Source organism: Variovorax sp. GW458-11-26-14-LB1, assembly GCF_059423965.1.
Genome location: NZ_JBWKYW010000049.1, coordinates 1 through 21,343 on the forward strand (window position 1 = coordinate 1; position 21,343 = coordinate 21,343).

Annotated in this window: 18 protein-coding genes; 5 read left to right on the forward strand and 13 right to left on the reverse strand. The window is 69.2% G+C overall.

From position 1 onward, the window contains the following. Window positions 1–652 (reverse strand): ESPR domain-containing protein (locus AC07YS_RS25335; protein ID WP_495275737.1); only part of this gene is annotated, 652 nt, incomplete at its 3' end. A 90-nt stretch (window positions 653–742) separates the two neighbouring features. Here AC07YS_RS25335 and AC07YS_RS25340 point away from each other — a divergent pair. Beyond that, a complete protein-coding gene (locus tag AC07YS_RS25340) occupies window positions 743–1,333 on the forward strand; it encodes a GbsR/MarR family transcriptional regulator (RefSeq protein ID WP_307694085.1) in 591 nt (196 codons plus the stop codon). Window positions 1,334–1,384: 51 nt separating this feature from the next. Here AC07YS_RS25340 and cydX read toward each other — a convergent pair whose 3' ends face one another. The 12 genes from cydX to AC07YS_RS25400 form a co-directional block, all read right to left on the reverse strand. After that, window positions 1,385–1,534 (reverse strand): cytochrome bd-I oxidase subunit CydX, encoded by a 150-nt coding sequence (gene cydX / locus AC07YS_RS25345; protein WP_492685272.1) that lies wholly within the window; start codon window positions 1,532–1,534, stop codon window positions 1,385–1,387. An 18-nt stretch (window positions 1,535–1,552) separates the two neighbouring features. Beyond that, a complete protein-coding gene (cydB, locus tag AC07YS_RS25350) occupies window positions 1,553–2,707 on the reverse strand; it encodes a cytochrome d ubiquinol oxidase subunit II (RefSeq protein ID WP_492685271.1) in 1,155 nt (384 codons plus the stop codon). Further along, the gene (locus AC07YS_RS25355) at window positions 2,704–4,323 is read right to left on the reverse strand and encodes a cytochrome ubiquinol oxidase subunit I (protein WP_095744809.1); all 1,620 of its coding nucleotides are present in this window, start codon (window positions 4,321–4,323) and stop codon (window positions 2,704–2,706) included. Before AC07YS_RS25355 ends, cydB begins: the two co-directional genes overlap by 4 nt. 52 nt (window positions 4,324–4,375) lie before the next feature. Further along, window positions 4,376–6,088, reverse strand: a complete 1,713-nt coding sequence (cydC, locus tag AC07YS_RS25360; protein WP_495269441.1) for a thiol reductant ABC exporter subunit CydC — start codon at window positions 6,086–6,088, stop codon at window positions 4,376–4,378. Beyond that, window positions 6,085–7,782, reverse strand: a complete 1,698-nt coding sequence (gene cydD, locus AC07YS_RS25365; RefSeq protein WP_495269442.1) for a thiol reductant ABC exporter subunit CydD — start codon at window positions 7,780–7,782, stop codon at window positions 6,085–6,087. The genes cydC and cydD overlap by 4 nt, the downstream gene beginning before the upstream one ends. A 156-nt stretch (window positions 7,783–7,938) precedes the next feature. After that, the gene (locus AC07YS_RS25370; RefSeq protein WP_062482677.1) at window positions 7,939–9,033 is read right to left on the reverse strand and encodes an acyltransferase family protein; all 1,095 of its coding nucleotides are present in this window, start codon (window positions 9,031–9,033) and stop codon (window positions 7,939–7,941) included. A gap of 74 nt (window positions 9,034–9,107) precedes the next feature. Further along, window positions 9,108–10,070, reverse strand: coding sequence for an NAD(P)H-dependent flavin oxidoreductase (locus AC07YS_RS25375; protein ID WP_062482679.1), 963 nt, complete (start codon window positions 10,068–10,070; stop codon window positions 9,108–9,110). 80 nt (window positions 10,071–10,150) lie between these two features. Next, window positions 10,151–11,941, reverse strand: coding sequence for an acyl-CoA dehydrogenase (locus AC07YS_RS25380; RefSeq protein WP_495269443.1), 1,791 nt, complete (start codon window positions 11,939–11,941; stop codon window positions 10,151–10,153). An 86-nt stretch (window positions 11,942–12,027) separates the two neighbouring features. Next, on the reverse strand, window positions 12,028–12,960 hold the full coding sequence (locus AC07YS_RS25385) for an electron transfer flavoprotein subunit alpha/FixB family protein (RefSeq protein WP_495269444.1): 933 nt from the start codon (window positions 12,958–12,960) through the stop codon (window positions 12,028–12,030). Between the two features lie 13 nt (window positions 12,961–12,973). After that, window positions 12,974–13,723 carry an electron transfer flavoprotein subunit beta/FixA family protein gene (locus AC07YS_RS25390; protein ID WP_369631195.1) on the reverse strand — a complete coding sequence of 250 codons (750 nt, stop codon included), beginning with the start codon at window positions 13,721–13,723 and terminating at the stop codon, window positions 12,974–12,976. A 137-nt stretch (window positions 13,724–13,860) separates the two neighbouring features. Further along, on the reverse strand, window positions 13,861–15,150 hold the full coding sequence (locus tag AC07YS_RS25395) for a mechanosensitive ion channel family protein (RefSeq protein WP_487849147.1): 1,290 nt from the start codon (window positions 15,148–15,150) through the stop codon (window positions 13,861–13,863). Window positions 15,151–15,189: 39 nt separating this feature from the next. Next, window positions 15,190–16,143 carry a histone deacetylase family protein gene (locus AC07YS_RS25400; protein WP_495269445.1) on the reverse strand — a complete coding sequence of 318 codons (954 nt, stop codon included), beginning with the start codon at window positions 16,141–16,143 and terminating at the stop codon, window positions 15,190–15,192. Window positions 16,144–16,232: 89 nt separating this feature from the next. Between AC07YS_RS25400 and AC07YS_RS25405 the strand changes: the two genes are divergently transcribed. The 4 genes from AC07YS_RS25405 (at window position 16,233) to mltB (ending at window position 21,343) form a co-directional block, all read left to right on the forward strand. After that, the gene (locus AC07YS_RS25405; RefSeq protein ID WP_062482262.1) at window positions 16,233–17,153 is read left to right on the forward strand and encodes an AAA family ATPase; all 921 of its coding nucleotides are present in this window, start codon (window positions 16,233–16,235) and stop codon (window positions 17,151–17,153) included. Further along, a complete protein-coding gene (locus AC07YS_RS25410; RefSeq protein ID WP_495264522.1) occupies window positions 17,150–18,130 on the forward strand; it encodes a DUF58 domain-containing protein in 981 nt (326 codons plus the stop codon). Before AC07YS_RS25405 ends, AC07YS_RS25410 begins: the two co-directional genes overlap by 4 nt. A 13-nt stretch (window positions 18,131–18,143) precedes the next feature. Continuing rightward, complete coding sequence (locus tag AC07YS_RS25415; protein ID WP_495269446.1) at window positions 18,144–20,174, forward strand: transglutaminase TgpA family protein; 2,031 nt, start codon at window positions 18,144–18,146, stop codon at window positions 20,172–20,174. 65 nt (window positions 20,175–20,239) lie between these two features. Then, window positions 20,240–21,343, forward strand: coding sequence for a lytic murein transglycosylase B (gene mltB / locus AC07YS_RS25420; protein WP_492685263.1), 1,104 nt, complete (start codon window positions 20,240–20,242; stop codon window positions 21,341–21,343).

Here is a 21,343-nt window from a genome sequence, read left to right on the forward strand (position 1 = left end):
CTCCCGCCCCGCCAACGCTATAGCCACGGAACCCGGCGCTGCCATTGCCGCCATTCCCGCCTCGAACGGCCACTGCGTTGACAACATCGGTGGATGCCACAGACCCATGGCCACCCGCGCCGCCACCGCCGCCGCCATAGCTCGCGTTCCCGCCGGCTCTTGTTCCGCCGCCACTGCCGCCATTGCCACCGATCGGTGACTGCAAGGTACCGGACGCGCCGCCGCCCCCTCCGCTGCCCGCGGTTGGTTGAGAGTTGGGCACACCGTCGGCTCCGTTGGCGCCCGGCGACGCACCGGCCGCCCCGCCTGCGACATGGTCCGTAGAAACACCGGCCTGTCCCACATCGCCGCCCGCGCCACCGCTGTCAAAGTCTCCCGCCCCACCAGCGCCCCCGGCAGCCAGTGCGGCAGCGCCGGCCACGGTCAGACCCGCGGCCAGGACAGCCGCACGCACCTTCGAGCCCGCGCCCGACTTGCCCGAGGCACGCGCGGTTTCAGGTGCGGCCACCCAGGCCCCCAACGACGAGTTCCAGAGGCTGCGATGTGCTTTGTTCATGGGGAGAAAAACCTTGAAATGAGAGGCCGGATGCACCAGAAATGGGCAAACCGTCAGTAAGTGTTTATTTTTGTAAATAATTTGTTTCTCACCCATCACCGAAACTAGTTATTCATGCACCCCGCCGCCTTGCTGGGTTTTCGGAAACTTCCGTACGTCCAGCAATCCGGCGCGACAATCCGCCGCATGGCTTCCGCACCCGACCTCCCTCCCCTCAACCGCCAGTTCGTCGCCCACTTCGGCGAGATGGGCAGCAAGTGGGGCATCAACCGCACCGTCGGCCAGATCTACGCGCTGATCTTCTTGTCGGAGCGCGCGCTCAATGCCGACGAGATCGCCGAGATGCTGGAGTTCTCGCGCTCCAACGTGAGCATGGGTTTGAAGGAGTTGCAGGCCTGGCGCCTCGTGCACCTGCGCCACCACGCGGGCGACCGGCGCGAGTACTTCGAGGCGCCGAAGGACGTGTGGGAAATCTTCCGCGTGCTGGCCGAGGAACGCCGGCGCCGCGAGATCGAGCCCACGCTCTCGATGCTGCGCAACGCGCTGCTCGAATCGCCCACGAGCGACGCCGAGCGCCACGCGCAGGCCCGCATGCGCGAGATGCACGACCTGATCGACCGGCTGATGAAGTGGTTCGACGACGTGCAGCGGCTGGCGCCCGAGACTGCGATGCAGCTCATGGGCATGGGCGCGACGGTGACGAAGGTGCTGACGCTCAAGGACCGCCTCACGGGCGGTGCGTCGAAGAAGAGCAAAGGCCCCGCGGGCGACAGCTGAGTCGCGCCGCGAGGCGAAGGAAACGGGCGAAGGGCTACGCCTTCGCAGCCCTCACAGCCGTTCCTGCCCCTGCGGGGTTTCCGGCATGCCGAGCTTTTCCTTTCGGATGGCCTCGTCGTCCATCAGCTCGTACCACATGGCGTTGAGCACGGCGAAGGCGGCGGCCAGCGGCAGGCCGAGGATCCAGGCGAAGTACCACATGTCTTTTTCCTTCCCGTTTCAGTAGGCGTGTCCGCTCTCGTCGCGGATGGCTTGTTCGTCGACCTTGCCCCACAGCACGTGGTAGACCCAGGTGGTGTAGGCCACGATGATCGGGATGAAGATCGCGGTGACCACCAGCATGATGAACAGCGTCAGGTGGCTCGACGACGAATCCCACACCGTGAGGCTGGCGCGCGGGTCGATCGACGACGGCAGGATGAACGGGAACATCGACGCGCCCACGCTCAGGATGATGCCGGCGATGCCCAGTGCCGCCGTGAGCAGCGCGAGCCCCGGCCGGCGCAGCACCAGCCCGAGCAATGCGCCCAGCGTGCCGACGAAGCCCGCCGCCGGCGCGGCGATGGTCCAGGGGTGCGCCGCGTAGTTGCCCATCCAGGCACCGGCATGCAGTTCGACGGTCTTGAGCATCGGGTTCGACGGGCCCACCGCGTCGACCACGCTGCTGATGCGAAAGCCCCCGATGCCCATGGCCAGCCACACGCCGGCCAGCGCGTAGAACACGAGCGTGAGCACGGCCGCGACCATGCCGTAGCTGCGCGCCCGCTCGGCCACCGGGCCGGCGGTCTTGAGCAGCAGCCAGGCCGCGCCGTGCATCACCAGCATCGCCACCGACACCAGCCCGCAGAGGATGGCGAAGGGGTTCAGCAGGCCGAAGAAGCTGCCGTCGTAGAAGATGTGCATGTCGGCGCCGAAGCGGAACGGCACGCCCTGCAGCACGTTGCCCACAGCCACGCCGCAGATCAGCGCGGGCACGAAGCCGCTGAAGAACAGCACGCCGTCCCAGCGCGCGCGCCACTGCGGCGACTCGCGCTTGCTGCGGAACTTGAAGGCCACCGGCCGCAAGATCAGCGCCGACAAAATCACGAACATCGCCAGGTAGAAGCCCGAGAACGACACGGCGTACAGCTGCGGCCAGGCCGCAAAGACGGCGCCGCCGCCCAGGATGAGCCACACCTGGTTGCCCTCCCACACCGGGCCCACGCTGTTGATGACCACGCGCCGTTCGATGTCGTTGCGCGCCGCAAAGGGCAGCAGCATGCCGGCGCCCAGGTCGAACCCGTCGGTCACCGCGAAGCCGACCAGCAGCACGCCGATCAGCAGCCACCAGATGAAGCGCAGGGTGTCGTAGTCGAGGAGTGTGTGGAGGATCATGCGGCGCTCCCGGTCGAGGCAGAAGAGGAAGACGTGGCGGCACGCGCCGGCGGAATGTGCGAGCGGGCATCGCCCTCGGTGGGCGCATGCTCGACCTCGGGCCCCTTGCGGATGGCCTTGAGCATCAGCTTCATCTCGATGATGAGCAGCGTGGTGTAGATCGCGATGAAGCCCGCGAGCGTGATCAGCAGCGTTGTCACGCCCAGGTTCGACACGGCCACCGCGGTCGGCAGCACGCCTTCGATCACCCAGGGCTGGCGGCCGAACTCCGCCACCAGCCAGCCGGATTCAATGGCGATCCACGGCAGCGGAATCGCCCACACCGCCACCTTCAGCAGCCAGCGGTGGCGGTCGAGCGCGCGGCGCGCCGACAGCACGAAGAAGGTGCCGGTCAGCAGGATCAGCAGCATGCCGATGCCCACCATCACGCGGAACAGCCAGAACAGCGGCGCCACCTGCGGCACGGTGTCCCACGCAGCCTTGGCGATCTGCTCGTCAGTGGCCTGGCGCGGGTCGTCCACGTAGCGCTTGAGCAGCAGCGCGTAGCCCATGTTGATGCCGTTGTCCTCGAAGTCGCCGCGCACGCCCTGCGTGACCTTGTCGGTGCCGCCGGCCTCGCGGATCTTCTGCAGCGCGTCGTAGGCCTTCAGGCCCTCGCGGATGCGGGCCTCAGCGCGCTTCACGAGCTCGTCGATGCCGGGCATCACGGTGTTGAGCGAGCGCGTGCCGATGAGGCCCATCACCGCCGGGATGTGGATCGCGTAGTGCGTCTCGCGCGCCTTCTGGTCGGGGAAGCCGATCACGGTGAAGGCGGCGGGCGCGGGCTGCGTCTCCCACATGCCTTCGATGGCGGCCAGCTTCATCTTCTGGTGTTCGCCCGAGAGGTAGCCGCTCTCGTCGCCGAGCACCGCCACCGACAGCGCGGCGGCCAGGCCGAAGGACGCGGCCACGGTCATCGAGCGCTTGGCCAGTTCGATGTGGCGGCCCTTGAGCAGGTACCACGCCGACACGCCGAGCACGAACACCGCGGCGCACACATAGCCGGCCGACACGGTGTGCACGAACTTGGCCTGCGCCACGGGGTTGGTCAGCACGGCGGCGAAGTCGGTCACCTCCATGCGCATGGTCGCGGGGTTGAAGGCCGCGCCCACGGGGTTCTGCATCCAGCCGTTGGCAATGAGGATCCACAGCGCCGAGAAGTTGGAGCCGATGGCCACGGCCCAGGTGGCCGTGAGGTGGCCCACCTTCGAGAGCTTGTCCCAGCCGAAGAAGAACAGGCCCACGAAGGTCGCTTCCATGAAGAAGGCCATGAGCCCTTCGATGGCCAGCGGCGCGCCGAAGATGTCGCCGACGTAGTGGCTGTAGTAGCTCCAGTTCATGCCGAACTGGAACTCCATCACGATGCCGGTGGCCACGCCCATCGCGAAGTTGATGCCGAACAGCACGCCCCAGAACTTGGTCATGTCGCGCCAGATGACGCGCCCGGTCATCACGTAGACCGTCTCCATGATGGCCAGGATGATCGACAGTCCGAGCGTGAGCGGCACGAACAGGAAGTGGTACAGCGCCGTCACGGCGAACTGCAGGCGCGAGAGCGCGACGATGTCAAGGTCCATGGGGCTTCCTTTATGTGTTCTCTGTTCGTTCGTTGCTCGGTCGGTCAACTCATCAATCGGGGCGCAGGCCGCGCAGTGCGGCCTCGAAGGCATCGGTGCCACGGCGCAGGTCTGCGACGATGCGGCCCTGCGCCATGCACACGAGGCGGTCGGCCAGCGCGGCTTCGCGGCGCAGGTGCGTGGCGATCAGCAGCGTGCGCGCGCCGGCCTCTTGCGCCAGGCGCTGCAGCACGTCGTGCGCGGTGGCGGCGTCGAGCGCCTCGGTCGGTTCGTCGAGCAGCCACAGAGGCACCGGGCGCAGCAGCAGCCGCGCGAGCGCGAGCCGGCGCGACTGCCCGCCCGAGAGGCCGAGGCCGCCTTCGCCCAGGCGCGTGTCGAGGCCGGTGGCCAGCGCGCGCACATCGGCATCGAGGCCGGCGGCGTGCAGCACGGACCAGAGGCGCTCGTCGCTCGCTTGCGGATCGGCCAGGCGCAGGTTGTCGCGCAGGCTGTCCTGGAAAAGTTCGGTGCGCTGGGTCAGCAGGCAGGCCGGCTGCGCCTGCACCTGGCCGGCGCGCGGCGTGAGGTCGCCGGCGATCACGGAAAGCAGCGTGGACTTGCCCGCGCCGCTGGCGCCGACCAGCGCGACGCGTTCGCCGGCGTTCAGGTGCAGCGACACGCCGCCGAGCACTTCGACGAGGCTGCCGGGGTGCATGACGGTGAGTTGGTCGACCTGCACGGCCGCCGTCTGCGCAGTGCGAGCGGGGCGCGCGCCCTCTTCCACCGACGGGTCCAGACGTGGAGCCAACCGGCGCACGGCCAGCCACGTTCGTCCCGCATCGAGCGCGCCACGTCGCAGCGCCGCGAAGGGCTCGGTGGCGGTGAGCACGATCAGCAACGCGAGCGCCGCGCCGGGGGCGCCGATGACACCTTCGCTCACCAGCGCGCCCACGGCCAGCAGCACGCCGACCAACGTCAAGGTGCCCGCGCTGCCGTAGGCGAAACCAGCAGCGGCTTCGAGCTTGTTCAGCGCGAGGTCGGCCTGCGCGAGGTGCGCGTCGGCATTCATCAGCGCGGCGCGCTGGGCGTCGAGCCGGCCCGCCATCGCGAGGTCGGCCTGGCCCGCGACCAGGTCGACAGCCCGCGCGCGCAGCGCTTCCACGGCATGGGCGCGCTGGCGCGCCGGTTGCCGCGCACGCCGCGCGATGAGGAGCGCCAGCCCCCAGCCGACGGCGCAGAGCCAGAGCGCGATCGCCACGCCCATCCCGACGTGCATGAAGCCGAGCACGATGCCCGCCAGCAGCGCCGCGCCCAGCGCCGCGGCGGCGGGCACGAACAGGCGCAGGTAGAGCGACTCGAGCGCATCGATGTCGGCCGTGAGGCGGAACAAGAGCCGCGCCGGCCGCATCAGCAGGTCACGTGCGGCCTCGGGGCGGGCCCAGCCGCGGAACAGCCGCACGCGCAGTTCGGCAAGCACGGCGAAAGTGGCGTCGTGCGTGACCAGCCGCTCGCCGTAGCGCGACCCCGTGCGCCCGAGCGCCAGCAACCGGATGCCGGCCGAGGGCATGAAGACATCGAAGGTGAAGGCCGTGGCCGCATGCAGGCCGGCGAGCGCGGTCGCGGTGATGAACCAGCCCGACAGGCCCAGAAGCGCCATGCCCGCGAGCACGGTGACAGCGGCCAGCAGGCAGCCCAGCAGCAAGGCGCGCGGCTGGGTCGCGAGGAAGGGACGCAGCACGAGGCGCAGGTCGCGCCAGCGCGGGGAATGGGTCGCGTGGCGGCTCATGCGGCCTTCTCCACCGGCGGCTCGGGGCCGAGGCTCACCGTGCGGTCCATGCGCGCGGCCAGCACCGGGTCGTGGGTCGAGACGATCAAGGTCCGGCCACGGGCGAGCGCCACCAGTGCGTCGGCCACGCGCGCGGCGGTGGCGGTGTCCAGGTGGGCCGTGGGCTCGTCGGCCAGGATCAGGTCGGCATGCGGATGCACCGCGACGCGTGCCAGCGCCAGCCGCACGGCCTCGCCGCCCGACAGGCCGCTGCCGCCCTCGCCCAGCGCGGTGCCGGGATGGGCCTGCGCCACGTCGTCGAGCGCCGCGAAACGCATCGCCTCGGCCACTTCGGGCGCGCCGATGTCGGCACGGCCCAGCGCCACGTTGGCTTCGACCGATCCGGCGAAGACGTGGGGCTTCTGTCCCATCCACGCCGTGCGCTGGCGCAATGCGGCGGCCGTGTGTTCGGTGAGCGGCACGCCGCCAATGGCGATCTCGCCGCGTGTGGCCGGCATCAGCCCGGCCAGCAGCGAGAGCAGCGCGGTCTTGCCCGATCCGCTGGGGCCGGCCAGCGCGATGTGTTCGCCGGCGCCGATGCGCAGCTCGTACCCGTCGAAGAGCGGCGTCGACTCGCCGGGCCAGGAGAAATGCAGCCCGTGGACCGTCACCGCCGGCGCGGCCCCTGCCCCAGCGACGCCGGTCGCTGCGCGCGTGACCGCGACGCCCGCGCCGGGCAACGGCAGCGCGCCGCCTTGCAGGTCGTCGAGCGCCTGCAGCGCCGCTTCGCCGGCCGCGCGGTCGTGCCAGACCGCCGACAGCTCGCGCAGCGGCTCGAAGAAGGCCGGCGCCAGCAACAGCACGAACAGGCCTTCGCCCAGGCTGAGCTGCTGGCCCCAGGCGCCGAAGCCGAGCGAGCCCAGCAGATGGAAACCGATGTAGACCGCGACCAGCGCCACGCCCAGCGCGGAGAACAGCTCCAGCACGGCCGACGACAGGAATGCGATGCGCAGCACCGCCATCGTGCGCTGGCGCAACGACTGCGCGGAGGCGCCGAGCCGGTCGGCCGTGGCGTCGACCGCGTCGAGCGCGCGCAACGTGGCCAGGCCGCGCAGGCGGTCGAGCAGGAAGGCGTTCATGCCGCCCATCTCCACCATCTGCGCCTCGCTGGCCGCCTTGGCGCGCCAACCGACGATGGCCATGAAGATCGGGATCAGCGGCGCCGCCACCAGCAGCACCAGCGCCGCGGCCCACGAGAACCAGGCCACTGCGGCGAGCAGGAAGAGCGGCACCACCGTCGCGCGCCAGCGCGCGGGCTGGTAGCGCACGAGGTACGGCACCAGCGCCTCGGCCTGTTCGGCGAGCACGCTGGCCGCGAGACCGGAGGGCGCGCGTTCGCGGTCGAGCGGCGAACCGGCCGCCAATGCGGACGCGGTCTGTGCACGCAAAGTCGTCAGCTGCGCCCGCGCGCGCCCGAAAGTGCGGCGCACGCCCCAGGCTTCGCAGCCCGCGCGCAGCAGGCCGAGCAAGAGGATGCCCACCGCCGGCCACAGCACGGCGGCCATGCCCTCGCCGCTGGCCAGGCCCTGCACCGCCATCGCCAGCAGCGCCGCCTGCGGCAGCCACGCGAGCGCCGCGACGCCTTGCACCACGCTGCCGATGTCGGGCGACGTGAAAGCCTTCAACGGCGATCGTGGCGGCGATGGTTCTGTCATTCCTTGAGTTTGTGTATTTTCAGTATTTACTGAAAGATTCACAATCATACACAACAGGGGCAGTTCGCGCAGACTGCCCGCTCTGAAGCCCGAAGGCAACAGATTTGCAAAGGAATGGGAAGAAAAAGGGCCGCACCGCAGCGGGTGCGGCGCGCTTCAGTACGACACGATGAGGCCGCTGACGAGCAATGCGGCAAAAAGTGTGCAGACGCTGCGCAGCGAGGCCGGCCGGGCTTCGACCCCGCGGTACAGCAGCACCGCCGCGCCCACCGACAGGCCGAAGGTCGCGACCATGCCCAGCAGGTCGACCCACGGCCCGTGCGGCCCCAGGCCCGCCACCAGCGCGTTCACGGCGAGCAGCACCGGGAAATGGATCAGGAACAGCGAATACGAAATGCGCCCCAGCTGCTGCAGCGGCACGGCCGCCGCGGGCCAGTGGGCGGGCGATAGCCACTGCCGGCGCTGCGCCACCGCGATCAACAGCGCAGTCACCAGCGCGATGGCGATGCGGCTGCGCCAGTCGATGGCAAGCGCGCCCGCCCCCACCAGCGCCAGCAGCGCGACGGCGCTGCACCAGGTGCTGGTGCGCGTGGCGCGGCCGACCCAGAAGGCCAGCATGCCGAGCCCGTAGGCGCCGAAGAAATAGAACGCCGTTTCGTCCAGCCGCGCCTGCCGGTTGAACAGTGCGAGCGACGCCACGGCCACGATGAACACCAGCGCCACGGGTGCCCAGCGCGCGGCCGAAGTGGGTTGTCGCAGCACGGCGGGCAGCCCGACCAGTGCGAGCGCCAGTGCGAACAGCTGGAAGTCGATGGCCACATACCAGACACCGGTCGACAACGACTCGTAGTTCAGCAGGTCCTGCAGCAGCAGCCCGTGCGCCAGCAGCTGACCGAGGCTCGGCTCGGCCGGCACCACCTCTTCACCCAGCCATGGCCTCGCCACCTCGGCCACCAGTACGCAGACCGTGAGTGCCGCAAGGTACGGCATGACCAGCCGGCCATAGCGCTGGAAGATCCGCGAGAGCGGCCGGTCCACGCGCAGCACGCCGTCGGGCGCCAGGCTCGCCGTGGCCAGAAAGCCGGCAATCACGAGAAAGACCTGCACCGCGAGCCGGCCGTCGTTCGCCAGCCAGCCGAAGAAATCGGGCGCCAGCACCTGCGCGCCAGCCGGCATCGGGCCGTAGCGCGCCAGGTGATGTCCGACGATCAGCGCACAGGCCAGGCCCTTGACCACGTCGAGCAGCGGCATGCGCCCCTGCCGCGCAGGCACGGCCCCGCCGCCACCGCTCGCAGCGGAGGTCGATGCCGGTGCGTGCGAACCGTTCAAAGTGCCAATCGCTGTCGTGCTTCCTGGTATTCGCGCTTGAGCTTCTCGATGAAGGCGCCTGCGCTCGCCACTTCGGTGATGGCGCCGATGCCCTGGCCCGAGCCCCAGATGTCTTTCCAGGCCTTGGCCTTGCTGCCTTCGCCGCCGCCGAAGTTCATGGTCGTCACGTCGCCTTCGGGCAGGTTGGCCGGGTCCATGCCGGCCTTGACGATGCTGGGTGCCAGGTAGTTGCCGTGCACGCCGGTGAACAGGCTCGAATAGACGATGTCGTCCGAGTTGCCGTCCACGATGGCCTGCTTGTACTCCTCGCTCGCGCGCGCCTCTTCGGTCGCGATGAAGGCGGTGCCGATGTAGGCGAAGTCGGCGCCCATGGCCTGCGCCGCGAGCACCGCGCCGCCCGAGGCGATGGAGCCCGACAGCGCGATCGGGCCGTCGAACCACTGGCGGATTTCCTGCACCAGCGCGAACGGGCTCTTCACGCCCGCATGGCCGCCGGCACCGGCCGCCACGGCGATGATGCCGTCGGCGCCCTTCTCGATCGCCTTCTGCGCGAACTTGTTGTTGATGATGTCATGCAAGGTCACGCCGCCGTAGCTGTGCACCGCGTCGTTCACGTCGGTGCGCGCGCCCAGCGAGGTGATCACGATCGGCACCTTGTACTTCACGACCATCTCCATGTCGTGCTCCAGGCGGTCGTTGCTCTTGTGCACGATCTGGTTGATGGCGAAGGGCGCGGCCGGCTTGTCCGGGTTGGCCTTGTTGTAGGCCGCCAGCTCCTCGGTGATCTCGATCAGCCACTCTTCGAGCTGGGCGGCCGGGCGGGCGTTGAGCGCCGGCATCGAGCCGACCACGCCGGCCTTGCATTGCGCGATCACGAGCTTGGGGTTGCTGATGATGAACAGCGGCGAGCCGATGATCGGCAGCGGGAGGTTCGCGAGAACAGAAGGCAGCTTGGACATGTCGTCTCCGGGAAGGGGTTCGGTTTTATAAGAGCAAGGGGCCGCTGCCGCCCGTCAGATCGGCGACAGCGGCGGGTGCGTCAGAACGCCTCGAGCGCCAGCGCCGTGACGCTCTCGGCGCCTTCGACGATGCTGTCGCGGATGCCCGGCACCTTGTTCAGAATGTGCTCGGCGTAGAAGCGCGCGGTGGCGATCTTGGCCTGCATGAAGGCGACGTCGACGTTGTGCGAGGCCTGGTCCTGCGCCACGATCAGCGAACGCGCCAGCTGCCAGCCGGCCACGAGGTTGCCCGCCAGCATGAGGTACGGCACGCTGCCCGAGAACACGGCGTTGGGCGAAGCCTTGGTCTGGCCGGCGACGAAGTCGACCACGTCGATGAACGCGAGGCGCGCGGCGGTCAGGCGCTTGAGGACGGCTGCTGCCGCAGCGCTGTCGCTCTTGGCAAGTTCGGCCTCGGTCTTCTCGATCTGCGCGGCAATCGCCTTGGCGGTCTGGCCGCCGTCGCGTACGGTCTTGCGGCCCACGAGGTCGTTCGCCTGGATCGCGGTGGTGCCTTCGTAGATCGTGAGGATCTTCGCGTCGCGGTAGTACTGCGCCGCACCGGTCTCCTCGATGAAGCCCATGCCGCCGTGCACCTGCACGCCCAGCGAGGTCACTTCGAGGCTCATCTCGGTGCTGTAGCCCTTCACGAGCGGCACCATGAATTCGTAGAAGGCCTGGTTCTGCTTGCGCGCATCCGCATCGGGATGGTGGTGCGCGGCGTCGTAGGCGGCGGCGGCCACCGAGGCCATCGCGCGGCAGCCTTCGGTATACGCGCGCATCGTCATCAGCATGCGCTTCACGTCCGGGTGGTGAATGATGGGCGCGCTGGCGTTGATGGAGCCATCGACCGGGCGGCTCTGCACGCGGTCCTTGGCGTAGGCCACGGCGTGCTGGTAGGCGCGCTCGGCGATCGCGATGCCCTGCATGCCCACGGCGTAGCGGGCCGAGTTCATCATGATGAACATGTACTCGAGGCCGCGGTTTTCCTGGCCCACGAGGTAGCCGACGGCGCCGCCGTGGTCGCCGTACTGCAGCACGGCGGTGGGCGAAGCCTTGATGCCCATCTTGTGCTCGATGCTCACGCAGTGCACGTCGTTGCGTGCGCCCAGCGAACCGTCGGCGTTGACCATGAACTTCGGCACCACGAACAGGCTGATGCCCTTCACGCCTTCGGGCGCGCCGCTCACGCGGGCCAGCACGAGGTGCACGATGTTCTCGGCCATGTCGTGCTCACCGTAGGTGATGAAGATCTTGGTGCCGAACACCTTGTAGGTGCCGTCGGGCTGCGGCTCGGCGCGGCTGCGCACCATGGCCAGGTCGCTGCCGGCCTGCGGCTCGGTGAGGTTCATCGTGCCGGTCCACTGGCCGCTCACGAGCTTCTCGAGGTACACGGCCTTGAGCTCGTCGGAGCCGGCAGTGAGCAGCGCCTCGATGGCGCCGTCGCTCAGCAGCGGGCACAGCGCGAAGCTCATGTTGGCCGAGTTGAGCATTTCGCCGCAGGCCGCGCCGATGGTCTTGGGCAGGCCCTGGCCGCCGAAGTCCGCCGGATGCTGCAGGCCCTGCCAGCCGCCCGACACGTACTGCGCGAAGGCATCCTTGAAGCCCTTGCTGGTGGTGACTTCGCCGTCCTTGAACGACGAGGGGTTGCGGTCGCCTTCGACGTTCAGCGGCGCCACCACGTCCTGGTTGAAGCGCGCGCACTCTTCGAGCACGGCCTGTGCGGTTTCGAGGCCGGCGTCTTCGAAGCCGGGCAGCTTGGCGATCTCGCCGATGTTGGCCAGGTGTTCGATGTCGAACAGCATGTCCTTGAGGGGGGCGGTGTAGCTCATGTCTTCTCTCCAGGGGCCGCAGTGGGGGCGGCAGATGTAAAAAAGGCATCGCGAACGATGCCTTCTGGCTCAATGCGTTGAAGCGATCAGAGCGCCTTCACGAGTTCCGGCACGGCCGTGAACAGGTCGGCCACGAGGCCGTAGTCGGCCACCGAGAAGATCGGCGCCTCTTCGTCCTTGTTGATCGCGACGATGACCTTCGAGTCCTTCATGCCGGCCAGATGCTGGATCGCGCCCGAGATGCCCGCGGCGATGTACAGCTGCGGCGCGACGATCTTGCCGGTCTGGCCCACTTGCCAGTCGTTCGGGGCGTAGCCTGCATCCACGGCGGCGCGGCTGGCGCCCAGGCCGGCGTTGAGCTTGTCGGCCAGCGGCGTCATCACTTCGTTGAACTTCTCGGCGCTGCCCAGGGCTCGGCCACCGGAGACGATGATCTTGGCGGCGGTCAGTTCGGGGCGGTCGCTCTTCGTGACTTCACGGCCGACGAAGCTGCTCTTGCCGCTGTCGGCCACGCCTTCAGCGGTTTCAACGGTGGCGCTGCCACCGGTGGCGGCTGCGGCGTCGAAGCCGGTCGTGCGCACGGTGATCACCTTGGTGGCGTCGGTGCTCTGCACGGTGGCGATGGCGTTGCCGGCGTAGATCGGGCGCTCGAAGGTGTCGGGGCTTTCGACCTTGGTGATGTCGGAGATCTGCGCCACGTCCAGCTTGGCAGCCACGCGCGGTGCAACGTTCTTGCCGTTGGCGGTCGAGGGGAAGAGGATGTGGCTGTAGTTGCCGGCGATCGCCAGCACCTGGGCTGCGACGTTCTCGGCGAGGTTCTCGGCCAGCGATGCGCTGTCGGCAGCGATCACCTTGGACACGCCGGCGATCTGCGCGGCGGCCTTGGCGGCTTCTGCGGCGTTGGCACCGGCCACGAGGATGTGGACGTCGCCACCGCAAGCCAGGGCTGCAGTCACGGTGTTGAGGGTGGCCGGCTTGATGCTGGCGTGGTCGTGTTCGGCAATGACGAGTGCGGTCATGTTCGTTTCTTCCTCAGATCACTTTGGCTTCGTTCTTGAGCTTGTCCACCAGGGTGGCAACGTCGGGCACCTTGATGCCTGCACCGCGCTTGGGCGGCTCGCTGACCTTGAGGGTCTTCAGGCGGGGCTTGACGTCCACGCCCAGGTCTTCGGGCTTGAAGGTGTCCAGCTGCTTCTTCTTGGCCTTCATGATGTTGGGCAGCGTCACGTAGCGCGGCTCGTTCAGGCGCAGGTCGGTCGTGATGACCGCGGGCAGCGTGAGCGTCAGCGTTTCCATGCCGCCGTCGACTTCGCGTGCGACGGTGACCTTATCGGCTGCGAGGTCGACCTTCGAGGCGAAGGTGGCTTGGGGCAGGTCGGCCAGTGCAGCCAGCATCTGGCCCGTTTGATTCGCGTCGTCATCGATGGCTTGCTTGCCCAGGATGATCAGCTGGGGCTGTTCCTTGTCGACCAGTGCCTTGAGCAGCTTGGCCACAGCCAAGGGTTGCAGCTCTTCGGTGGTCTCGACCAGGATGCCGCGATCCGCGCCGATGGCCATCGCGGTGCGCAGGGTTTCCTGGCACTTGGCATCGCCGCACGAGACGGCGATGACTTCGGTCACGATGCCCTTTTCCTTCAGCCGCACCGCTTCTTCGACAGCGATTTCGTCGAAGGGGTTCATGCTCATCTTGACGTTGGCAATGTCCACCCCGGTGCCGTCGCTCTTGACGCGCACCTTCACGTTGTAATCGACGACCCGTTTGACAGGCACAAGAACCTTCATTGACTTGACTCCATTGGATTGCAAAAAGGGGGGCTTCGAGAGCAGCCTGCCATTTTAGGACGCCGGCCTTGGCTGCCTCTCCATTCTTCTTGTCGGCCTCGAGGACCATAAAAAAGAACGATCGTGCTTTTCCGTGATTATAAAACAGCGGGAGGCGCTGCGGCCACTCCCGCCGGCAAAGATTCCACTCGCAGCACCCGCTGCGGATAGGGAATGTCAATGCGGGCGGCGCGCAGCCCTTCGAGGATCGCGATGTTGATGGCCGAGCGCACGTTGTCCTTGCCCTTGTCAGGGTCGGCGACCCAGAAGTTCAGGCTGAACTCCAGGCCGTCGGGCGCGAAGGTGACGAGGTAGGCGATGGGCGCCGGGTCGGTCATGACGCGCGGCTGGGCCTTGGCGGCGTCGCACAGGATGCCCTGCACCTGCGCCACGTCGCTCTCGTAGCCGACCACGATGTTGGTCGTGATGTTGAACTTGCGGTCGGCCAGCGACAGGTTTTCCACCCGGCCGGTGATGAGCGATTCGTTCGGCACGATGGCCTCGCGCCCGTTGCCCGCGCGGATGAGCGTGTAGCGGGTCTTGATGTCGGTGATGCGGCCTTCGAAGGTGTCGACCTTCACGTTGTCGCCGATGCGGATCGAGCGCTCCAGCAGGATCACGAAACCGCTCACGTAGTTGGCCGCCAGCTTCTGCAGGCCGAAGCCCAGGCCCACGCCGAGCGCGCCGCCCAACACCGACAGCGCCGTGAGGTCGACCCCCACCGCCGACAGCGCGAACAAGAGGCCGATCAGCAGCAAAAAGGCGCGCACCGCGTTCGACGCCACCTTGCGCATCGACAGGTCGCTCACGGCCTCGCGCAGGATGCGCTTCTCGATGGTGCTGGAGATCCACAGCGCGATCATCAGCACCAGCCCGGCCGACAACGCGCCCTGGATGATGGTCTGCAGGCTCACGCGGGTCTTGCCGAAGGCCAGCGTGATGTCGTCCAGCTCGGCCAGCACCGGCGGCAGCAGCCCGACGATCCACAGCACGGCGGCGATCCAGGCCAGCCAGGAAATGGTGCGCTCGATCAGCCGCACCAGGCTGGAGGTCGGGAACACGGCCCGCAGCACCCGCGCGAACAGCCGGATGACCGCCAGCGACAGGAACACCGGCACGGCGATGCGCAGCACCAGCACCACGGGCAGCACATCGAGCGCCACGCGGCGCGCGATGCCGGTGAGCACCAGCGCGAGCAGCGGGAACAGCAGGCCGTCGAAGGTGCGCTCGCCGAACCAGATCGAATCCTTGGGCTGGTCGCGCCCGAACCATTTGCACACCGCCCATGCCACGCCCACGCAGGCCACGAGCACGGCGAGTTCGATGCCCAGGCCGTGCGCGTCGACCTGTCGCAGGCGCTGGAGGAAGTCGTCGAAATTGAAATTCATCGGTGAAAGAAACAGGGCGCCCCGCGGGCGCCAACCGGGTTACAGGTCCGCCAGCACGCGGATGTGCGCTTCCACGCTGCGCGCCAGGGCGTCCAGGTGATAGCCGCCCTCGAGCAGCGAGACGATGCGCCCGCGCGCATGGCGCTTGGCGACATCGCGCACGCAGCCGGTGATCCAGGCGAAGTCGTTTTCGTTGAGGCCGAGCTGACCCAGCTCGTCCTCGCGGTGGGCGTCGAAACCGGCGCTGATGAACACCATCTGCGGCTTGAAGGCCTCGAGCCGGGGCATCCAGATCGCCTCGACCAGCTCGCGCACGTCCATGCCCTTGGTGTAGGCCGGGATCGGCAGGTTCAGCATGTTCGAGGCCGGGTGCTCGGTGCCGCTGTACGGATAGAACGGGTGCTGGAAGAACCCGACCATCAGCACGCGCGGGTCGTTCGACAGGATGTTCTCGGTGCCGTTGCCGTGGTGCACGTCGAAATCGACGATGGCCACGCGGTCCAGGCCGTGCACCTCGAGCGCGTGCCGCGCGGCGATGGCCACGTTGTTGAAGAAGCAGAAGCCCATGGCCTGCTCCCGGCAGGCATGGTGGCCCGGCGGGCGCACGGGGCAGAAGGCGTTCTCGATCTCGCCGGCCATCACGGCGTCGGTGGCCGCCACGGCAGCGCCCGCGGCGCGGCGCGCGGCCAGCAGGGTGAAGCGGGTGAGCACGGTGTCGGGGTCGACCTGCGCATGGTCGGGGCCGCCGGCGGGCGCGTCGGCCACGAGGCGCTGCTGCAGTTCCTCGAGGTGTTCGACATGCGCGTGGCTGTGGGCCCGGGTGATCTGTTCCAGCGTGGCCAGGGGCACCTCGCCCCGCGCCAGCGCGTCGCCGACGCCGGTCAACAGCAGCCGGTCTTCGATGGCATCCAGCCGCTCGGGGCATTCGGGATGCCCGTTGCCCATGTCGTGCTTCCAGAAGTCGCGATGCGTGAAGTAGCCTGTCTTGCCCATCTCTCGCCGTGTCTCGTGTCGTCGCGTCTAGACCTCACGCAGCATGGGGCCGCAAGGTCTTACGGTATCGTTTGCATATGGATACAAATATGGACGTTGCTGCGAAGCTAGCCACTTTGCTGAGTCAGCTTAACACGGTGATTGTTGGCAAAGAGGCCCAGGTGCGCGACTGCGTGGCCTGTCTGCTGGCGGGCGGGCACCTGCTGATCGAGGACGTGCCGGGGGTCGGCAAGACCACCCTGGCCCATGCGCTGTCGCACACCTTCGGCCTGCAGTTCTCGCGCGTGCAGTTCACGGCCGACCTGATGCCGGGCGACCTGTCGGGCGTGGCGATCTACGACCGGGGCCAGCAGGCCTTCGTGTTCCACCCCGGGCCGATCTTTGCGCAGGTGTTGCTGGCCGACGAGATCAACCGCGCCAGCCCCAAGACCCAGAGCGCGCTGCTCGAGGCGATGGAAGAAAAGCAGGTCACCGTCGAAGGCGAGACCCGCCCCCTGCCCTCGCCCTTCTTCGTGATCGCCACGCAGAACCCGCAGGACCAGCTCGGCACCTTCGCGCTGCCCGAGTCGCAGCTCGACCGCTTCCTGATGCGCATCTCGCTGGGCTACCCCGACCGCGCGGCCGAGCGCCAGCTGCTGGCCGGCGCCGACCGCCGCGAGATGCTCGCCGGCCTGCCCGCGATGCTGACCGCCGGCGAACTCACCGCCCTGCAGCAGCGCGTGCAGCAGGTGCATGCGGCCGAGCCGCTGCTGAACTACCTGCAGGACCTGATCGCCGCGACCCGTTCGGGCCGCTGGTTTTTGCAGGGCCTGTCGCCGCGCGCGGGCATCGCCGTGCTGCGCGCCGCCAAGGCGCAGGCGCTCCTGGCCAACCGGAACTACGTGGCGCCCGACGACGTGCAGGCCGTGCTGCCGCAGACCATCGCGCACCGCCTCACGCCCGTGGGCGATGCTGGTCGCGGCGCCGTCGAACAGGTGCGCGCCATGATCGCCGAGGTGCCGCTGCCGTGAGCCCTGTCGGCGTCCTGCGCTCGCGCATCGACGGCTGGTTCCTCTCGCGCCGGCCCCCGTCGGACACGCTCGAACTCACCCAGCGCAACGTCTACATCGTGCCCACGCGCGCCGGCTGGACGCTGGCGGCCACGCTGCTGGTGCTGCTGGTGGCGTCGATCAACTACCAGCTCAACCTGGGCTACCTGCTGACCTTCCTGCTGGCCGGCAGCGTCGCCGTGGGCATGCATGTGTGCCACGCCACGCTGCGCGGGCTGGCGCTGCGCATGGTGCCCCCCGAGGCGCAGTTCGCGGGCGCCGCGGCGGTGCTGCGCGTGGTGCTGCACAACGAACGACGCAGCGTGCGCTACGGCATCGGCATGGCCGTGCGCGGCAGCGGCCAGTGGGCCTGGACCGACGTGCCCGCCGAAGGCACGGCCACGGTGGAGATCGCCTTCCAGCCCGAGCGGCGCGGCCTGCACCCGGTGCCGCCGCTGACCGCCGAGACGCGCTTTCCGCTCGGCACCTTCCGCGTCTGGACGGTCTGGCGCCCGGCCGCGCAGCTGCTCGTGTACCCGACGCCCGAGGCCCATCCGCCGCCGCTGCCGGCGGGCGAGCCGCTCTCCGGGCCCGCCGCCGCGTCGGCCGCGGTGCGGGCGCAAAACGCCGGCGAGTACGACGGCGTGCGCGCCTACCGCCGCGGCGATCCGCTCAAGCTCGTGGTCTGGAAGAAAGCGGCCCGCGCGCAGGCCAACGGCTCCGAAGACCTGGTGAGCCGCGACACGCAACACACGCAGCGCGAAGAGCTCTGGCTCGACGCGCACGCCGCCGCGCTGCCCGACATCGAGGCCCGCCTCTCGCGCCTGTGCGCCTGGGTGCTGATGGCCGACCGGCTCGGCGTCGACTACGGCGTGCGCGTCGCCGGCCGCACGGTGAAACCGTCGCAGGGCGAGGCGCACCGCCGCGCCTGCCTCGAGGCGCTGGCGCTGTGCGCATGAACGGGGCTGCCGCATGAACCGGGTCGTACGCGAACTCACCGCGCTGCCGAGGGACGCACGGGACACGCTGTTCCTGCTCTGCGTCATCGGCCTCATCCTGCTGCCGCAGGTGGACGAGCTGCCCTGGTGGTGCTCGGCCATCACCGCCATGGTGCTGCTGTGGCGCGCCTCGCTGGCGGTGCAGGCGCGCCCGCTGCCCAGCAAGTGGTGGCGCATCGCGCTGCTGGCGCTGGCGCTGGCCGCCACCTACGCCACCCACCGCACGCTGCTGGGCCGCGACGCGGGCGTCACGCTGGTCGTATGCCTGCTGGCGCTCAAGACGCTGGAGCTGCGCGCGCGGCGCGACGCCTTCGTGGTCTTCTTCCTGGGCTTCTTCGCGATGCTCACGAACTTCTTCTATTCGCAGTCGCTGCTCACCGCCTTCACCATGCTGCTGGCGCTGCTGGGCCTGCTGACGGCGCTGGTCAACGCCCACATGCCCGTGGGCCGGCCGCCGCTGACGCAGGCCGCGCGCATGGCCGGCTGGATGGCGCTGGCGGGCGCGCCCGTGATGCTCGCCCTGTTCCTGCTGTTCCCGCGCTTCGCGCCGCTGTGGGGCACGCCCGGCGACGCCATGGCCGGGCGCAGCGGCCTGTCGAACACGATGCGGGTCGGCACCATCGCCGAGCTGGCGCTCGACGGGAGCATCGCCGCACGCATCAAGTTCGACGGCAATCGCGCGCCGCCCCAAAGCCAGCTGTACTTCCGCGGCCCCGTGCTGGCGCAGTTCGACGGCCGCGAATGGACCGCGCTGCCGACCTGGGCGCGCAGCGGGCAGGCGATGCCGAACCTGCGCACGCACGGCGAGCCGGTGCGCTACGAGGTCACGCTCGAGGCCAGCCAGCGCCCGTGGCTGCTCACGCTCGACGCCGCGCCGCGCGCGCCCGTGGTGCCCGGCTACGAGGTCACCGGCACGCCCGACCTGCAGTGGTTCGTGAACCGCCCGATCACCGACCTCGTGCGCTACCGCGCCGAGAGCCACCCGCAGTTCCAGAGCGGCCCGATCGTGCGCACGGGTGGCCGGCTCCAGCCCTACCTGGTGCTGCCGCCCGGCAGCAACCCACGCACCGCCGCACTCGCCGCCCAGATGCGCGCCGACCCCACGCTGGCCGGCGCCGATGCACAGGCCTTCGTGCAGGCCGCGCTGCAACGTCTGCGCACCGGCGGCTACACCTACACGCTGCAGCCCGGCGTGTACGGCAACGAGACTGCCGACGAGTTCTGGTTCGACCGCAAGGAAGGCTTCTGCGAGCACATCGCCTCGGCCTTCGTGGTGCTGATGCGCCACCTGCAAATCCCTGCACGCATCGTCACCGGCTACCAGGGCGGCGAGCTCAACAACGTCGACAACTACTGGGTGGTGCGCCAGAGCGACGCGCACGCCTGGGCCGAGGTGTGGCAAGAGGGCGCGGGCTGGGTGCGCGTCGACCCGACCGGCTCGGTCGCGCCGGGGCGCATCGGGCAGTTCCAGCGCCTCACGCCGCAGCCCGGACTGTTCGCAGGCGCCATCGGCGTCATGAGCCCGACGCTGGTGCAGAACCTGCGCGCCGCCTGGGAGGCCGTGAACAACGGCTGGAACCAGTGGGTGCTCAACTACACGCAAAGCCGCCAGCTCGACCTGCTCAAGACCCTCGGCTTCAACGCCCCGAGCCTGGAAGACCTGGGCTACGTGCTGCTGTACCTGCTGGTGGCCGCGAGCCTGGCCGGCGCCGGCTGGACGCTGTGGGAGCGCAGCCGGCACGACCCGTGGCTGCGCCTGCTCGGGCGAGCCCGCGCGCGCCTGGCCAAGGCCGGCCTGCCGCTGCCCGAGACCGCGCCGCCGCGTCAGATGGCCCAGGCCGCCGACGCCCGCTTCGGGCCCGCCGCGCAGGCCGTGCGCGACTGGCTGCTGAAGCTCGAAGCCCAGCGCTACGCGCCCGCCGCGTCCGGCCCATCGGCCTCGCTCGCCGCGCTGCGCGCCGAGTTCCGCCGGCTGCCCTGGCCGCCCACGCCGCCGCGCGCCTGACGCGCGGCTGCAACCACATGTGTCCCCCGAAAGTGCGCATGCGCACGGGCGGCACAATCGTGCCCATGTCACACGCCTTTCCCACGCCCTTGCGCGCCGCAGTGGCCGCCACCGCCCTCCTCGCCGCCTGCGTCGCCTGGCCCACGGGCGCCCTGGCCCAGAAGCCCCAGGCCAATGGCCGCCCCGCCGTCACGCCGGTGCGTGGCAGCACCCCCTACGCCACGCGCGACGACGCCATGGCGTTCGCCGACGACGTCGCCCAGCGCCGCAACCTCGACCGCGACTGGGTGCGCGCCACCATCGGTGCCGCGCGCTTCCTGCCCAACGTGCCACGCCTGATGCTGCCGGGCCCGGTCGGCACGGTGAAGAACTGGCAGACCTACCGCAGCCGCTTCATCGACCCGGTGCGCATCGCGGCCGGCGTGCGCTTCTGGCGCGCCAATGCCGACACGCTCGCGCGCGCCGAGGCCACCTACGGCGTGCCGCCGGAAATCATCGTCGGCATCGTCGGCGTCGAGACCATCTACGGCCGCAACATGGGCAACTTCCGCGTGATCGATGCGCTGGCCACGCTATCCTTCGACTTCCCGCAGGGCCACCCGCGCGCGGCCGAGCGCATCGCCTTCTTCCGCGGCGAGCTCGAAAGCTTCCTGAGCACCGAAAGCCGCACCGCCGACGACCCGCTCACGCCCGTGGGCAGCTACGCCGGCGCCATGGGCATGCCGCAGTTCATGCCCAGCAGCATCGCCAAGTACGCGGTCGACTTCGACGGCGACGGCCGCATCGACCTCGTGAACAACCCGGTCGACGTGATCGGCTCGGTGGCGAGCTACTTCAAGGGCTTCGGCTGGACGCCGGGCATGCCGTCGATCTATCCGGTGCATTTCGAGGAAGCGCGCCTGAAGAAGGCGCTGCTGCTGGCGCCCGACATCCTGCCGACCTTCAGCGCCGACAGCTTCGTCGCCGCGGGCGCCGTGCCCGAGGGCGAAGGCCTGAAGCACAAGGGCCTGCTGGCGCTCATCGAGCTGCAGAACGGCCTCGACGCACCGCCGACCTACGTTGCCGGCACGCGCAACTTCTACGTGATCACGCGCTACAACTGGAGCAGCTACTACGCGATGTCGGTGCTCGACCTGGGCCAGGAGGTCAAGGCCGCGATGGAGCAATAG

Excerpts from the sequence above, each read along its gene's own strand:
- AC07YS_RS25340 (WP_307694085.1), top strand. The coding sequence starts at position 743 with ATGGCTTCCGCACCCGACCTCCCTCCCCTCAACCGCCAGTTCGTCGCC.
- cydX (WP_492685272.1), bottom strand. The coding sequence starts at position 1,534 with ATGTGGTACTTCGCCTGGATCCTCGGCCTGCCGCTGGCCGCCGCCTTC.
- cydB (WP_492685271.1), bottom strand. The coding sequence starts at position 2,707 with ATGATCCTCCACACACTCCTCGACTACGACACCCTGCGCTTCATCTGG.
- AC07YS_RS25355 (WP_095744809.1), bottom strand. The coding sequence starts at position 4,323 with ATGGACCTTGACATCGTCGCGCTCTCGCGCCTGCAGTTCGCCGTGACG.
- cydC (WP_495269441.1), bottom strand. The coding sequence starts at position 6,088 with ATGAGCCGCCACGCGACCCATTCCCCGCGCTGGCGCGACCTGCGCCTC.
- cydD (WP_495269442.1), bottom strand. The coding sequence starts at position 7,782 with ATGACAGAACCATCGCCGCCACGATCGCCGTTGAAGGCTTTCACGTCG.
- AC07YS_RS25370 (WP_062482677.1), bottom strand. The coding sequence starts at position 9,033 with ATGCCGCTGCTCGACGTGGTCAAGGGCCTGGCCTGTGCGCTGATCGTC.
- AC07YS_RS25375 (WP_062482679.1), bottom strand. The coding sequence starts at position 10,070 with ATGTCCAAGCTGCCTTCTGTTCTCGCGAACCTCCCGCTGCCGATCATC.
- AC07YS_RS25380 (WP_495269443.1), bottom strand. The coding sequence starts at position 11,941 with ATGAGCTACACCGCCCCCCTCAAGGACATGCTGTTCGACATCGAACAC.
- AC07YS_RS25385 (WP_495269444.1), bottom strand. The coding sequence starts at position 12,960 with ATGACCGCACTCGTCATTGCCGAACACGACCACGCCAGCATCAAGCCG.
- AC07YS_RS25390 (WP_369631195.1), bottom strand. The coding sequence starts at position 13,723 with ATGAAGGTTCTTGTGCCTGTCAAACGGGTCGTCGATTACAACGTGAAG.
- AC07YS_RS25395 (WP_487849147.1), bottom strand. The coding sequence starts at position 15,150 with ATGAATTTCAATTTCGACGACTTCCTCCAGCGCCTGCGACAGGTCGAC.
- AC07YS_RS25400 (WP_495269445.1), bottom strand. The coding sequence starts at position 16,143 with ATGGGCAAGACAGGCTACTTCACGCATCGCGACTTCTGGAAGCACGAC.
- AC07YS_RS25405 (WP_062482262.1), top strand. The coding sequence starts at position 16,233 with ATGGACGTTGCTGCGAAGCTAGCCACTTTGCTGAGTCAGCTTAACACG.
- AC07YS_RS25415 (WP_495269446.1), top strand. The coding sequence starts at position 18,144 with ATGAACCGGGTCGTACGCGAACTCACCGCGCTGCCGAGGGACGCACGG.
- mltB (WP_492685263.1), top strand. The coding sequence starts at position 20,240 with ATGTCACACGCCTTTCCCACGCCCTTGCGCGCCGCAGTGGCCGCCACC.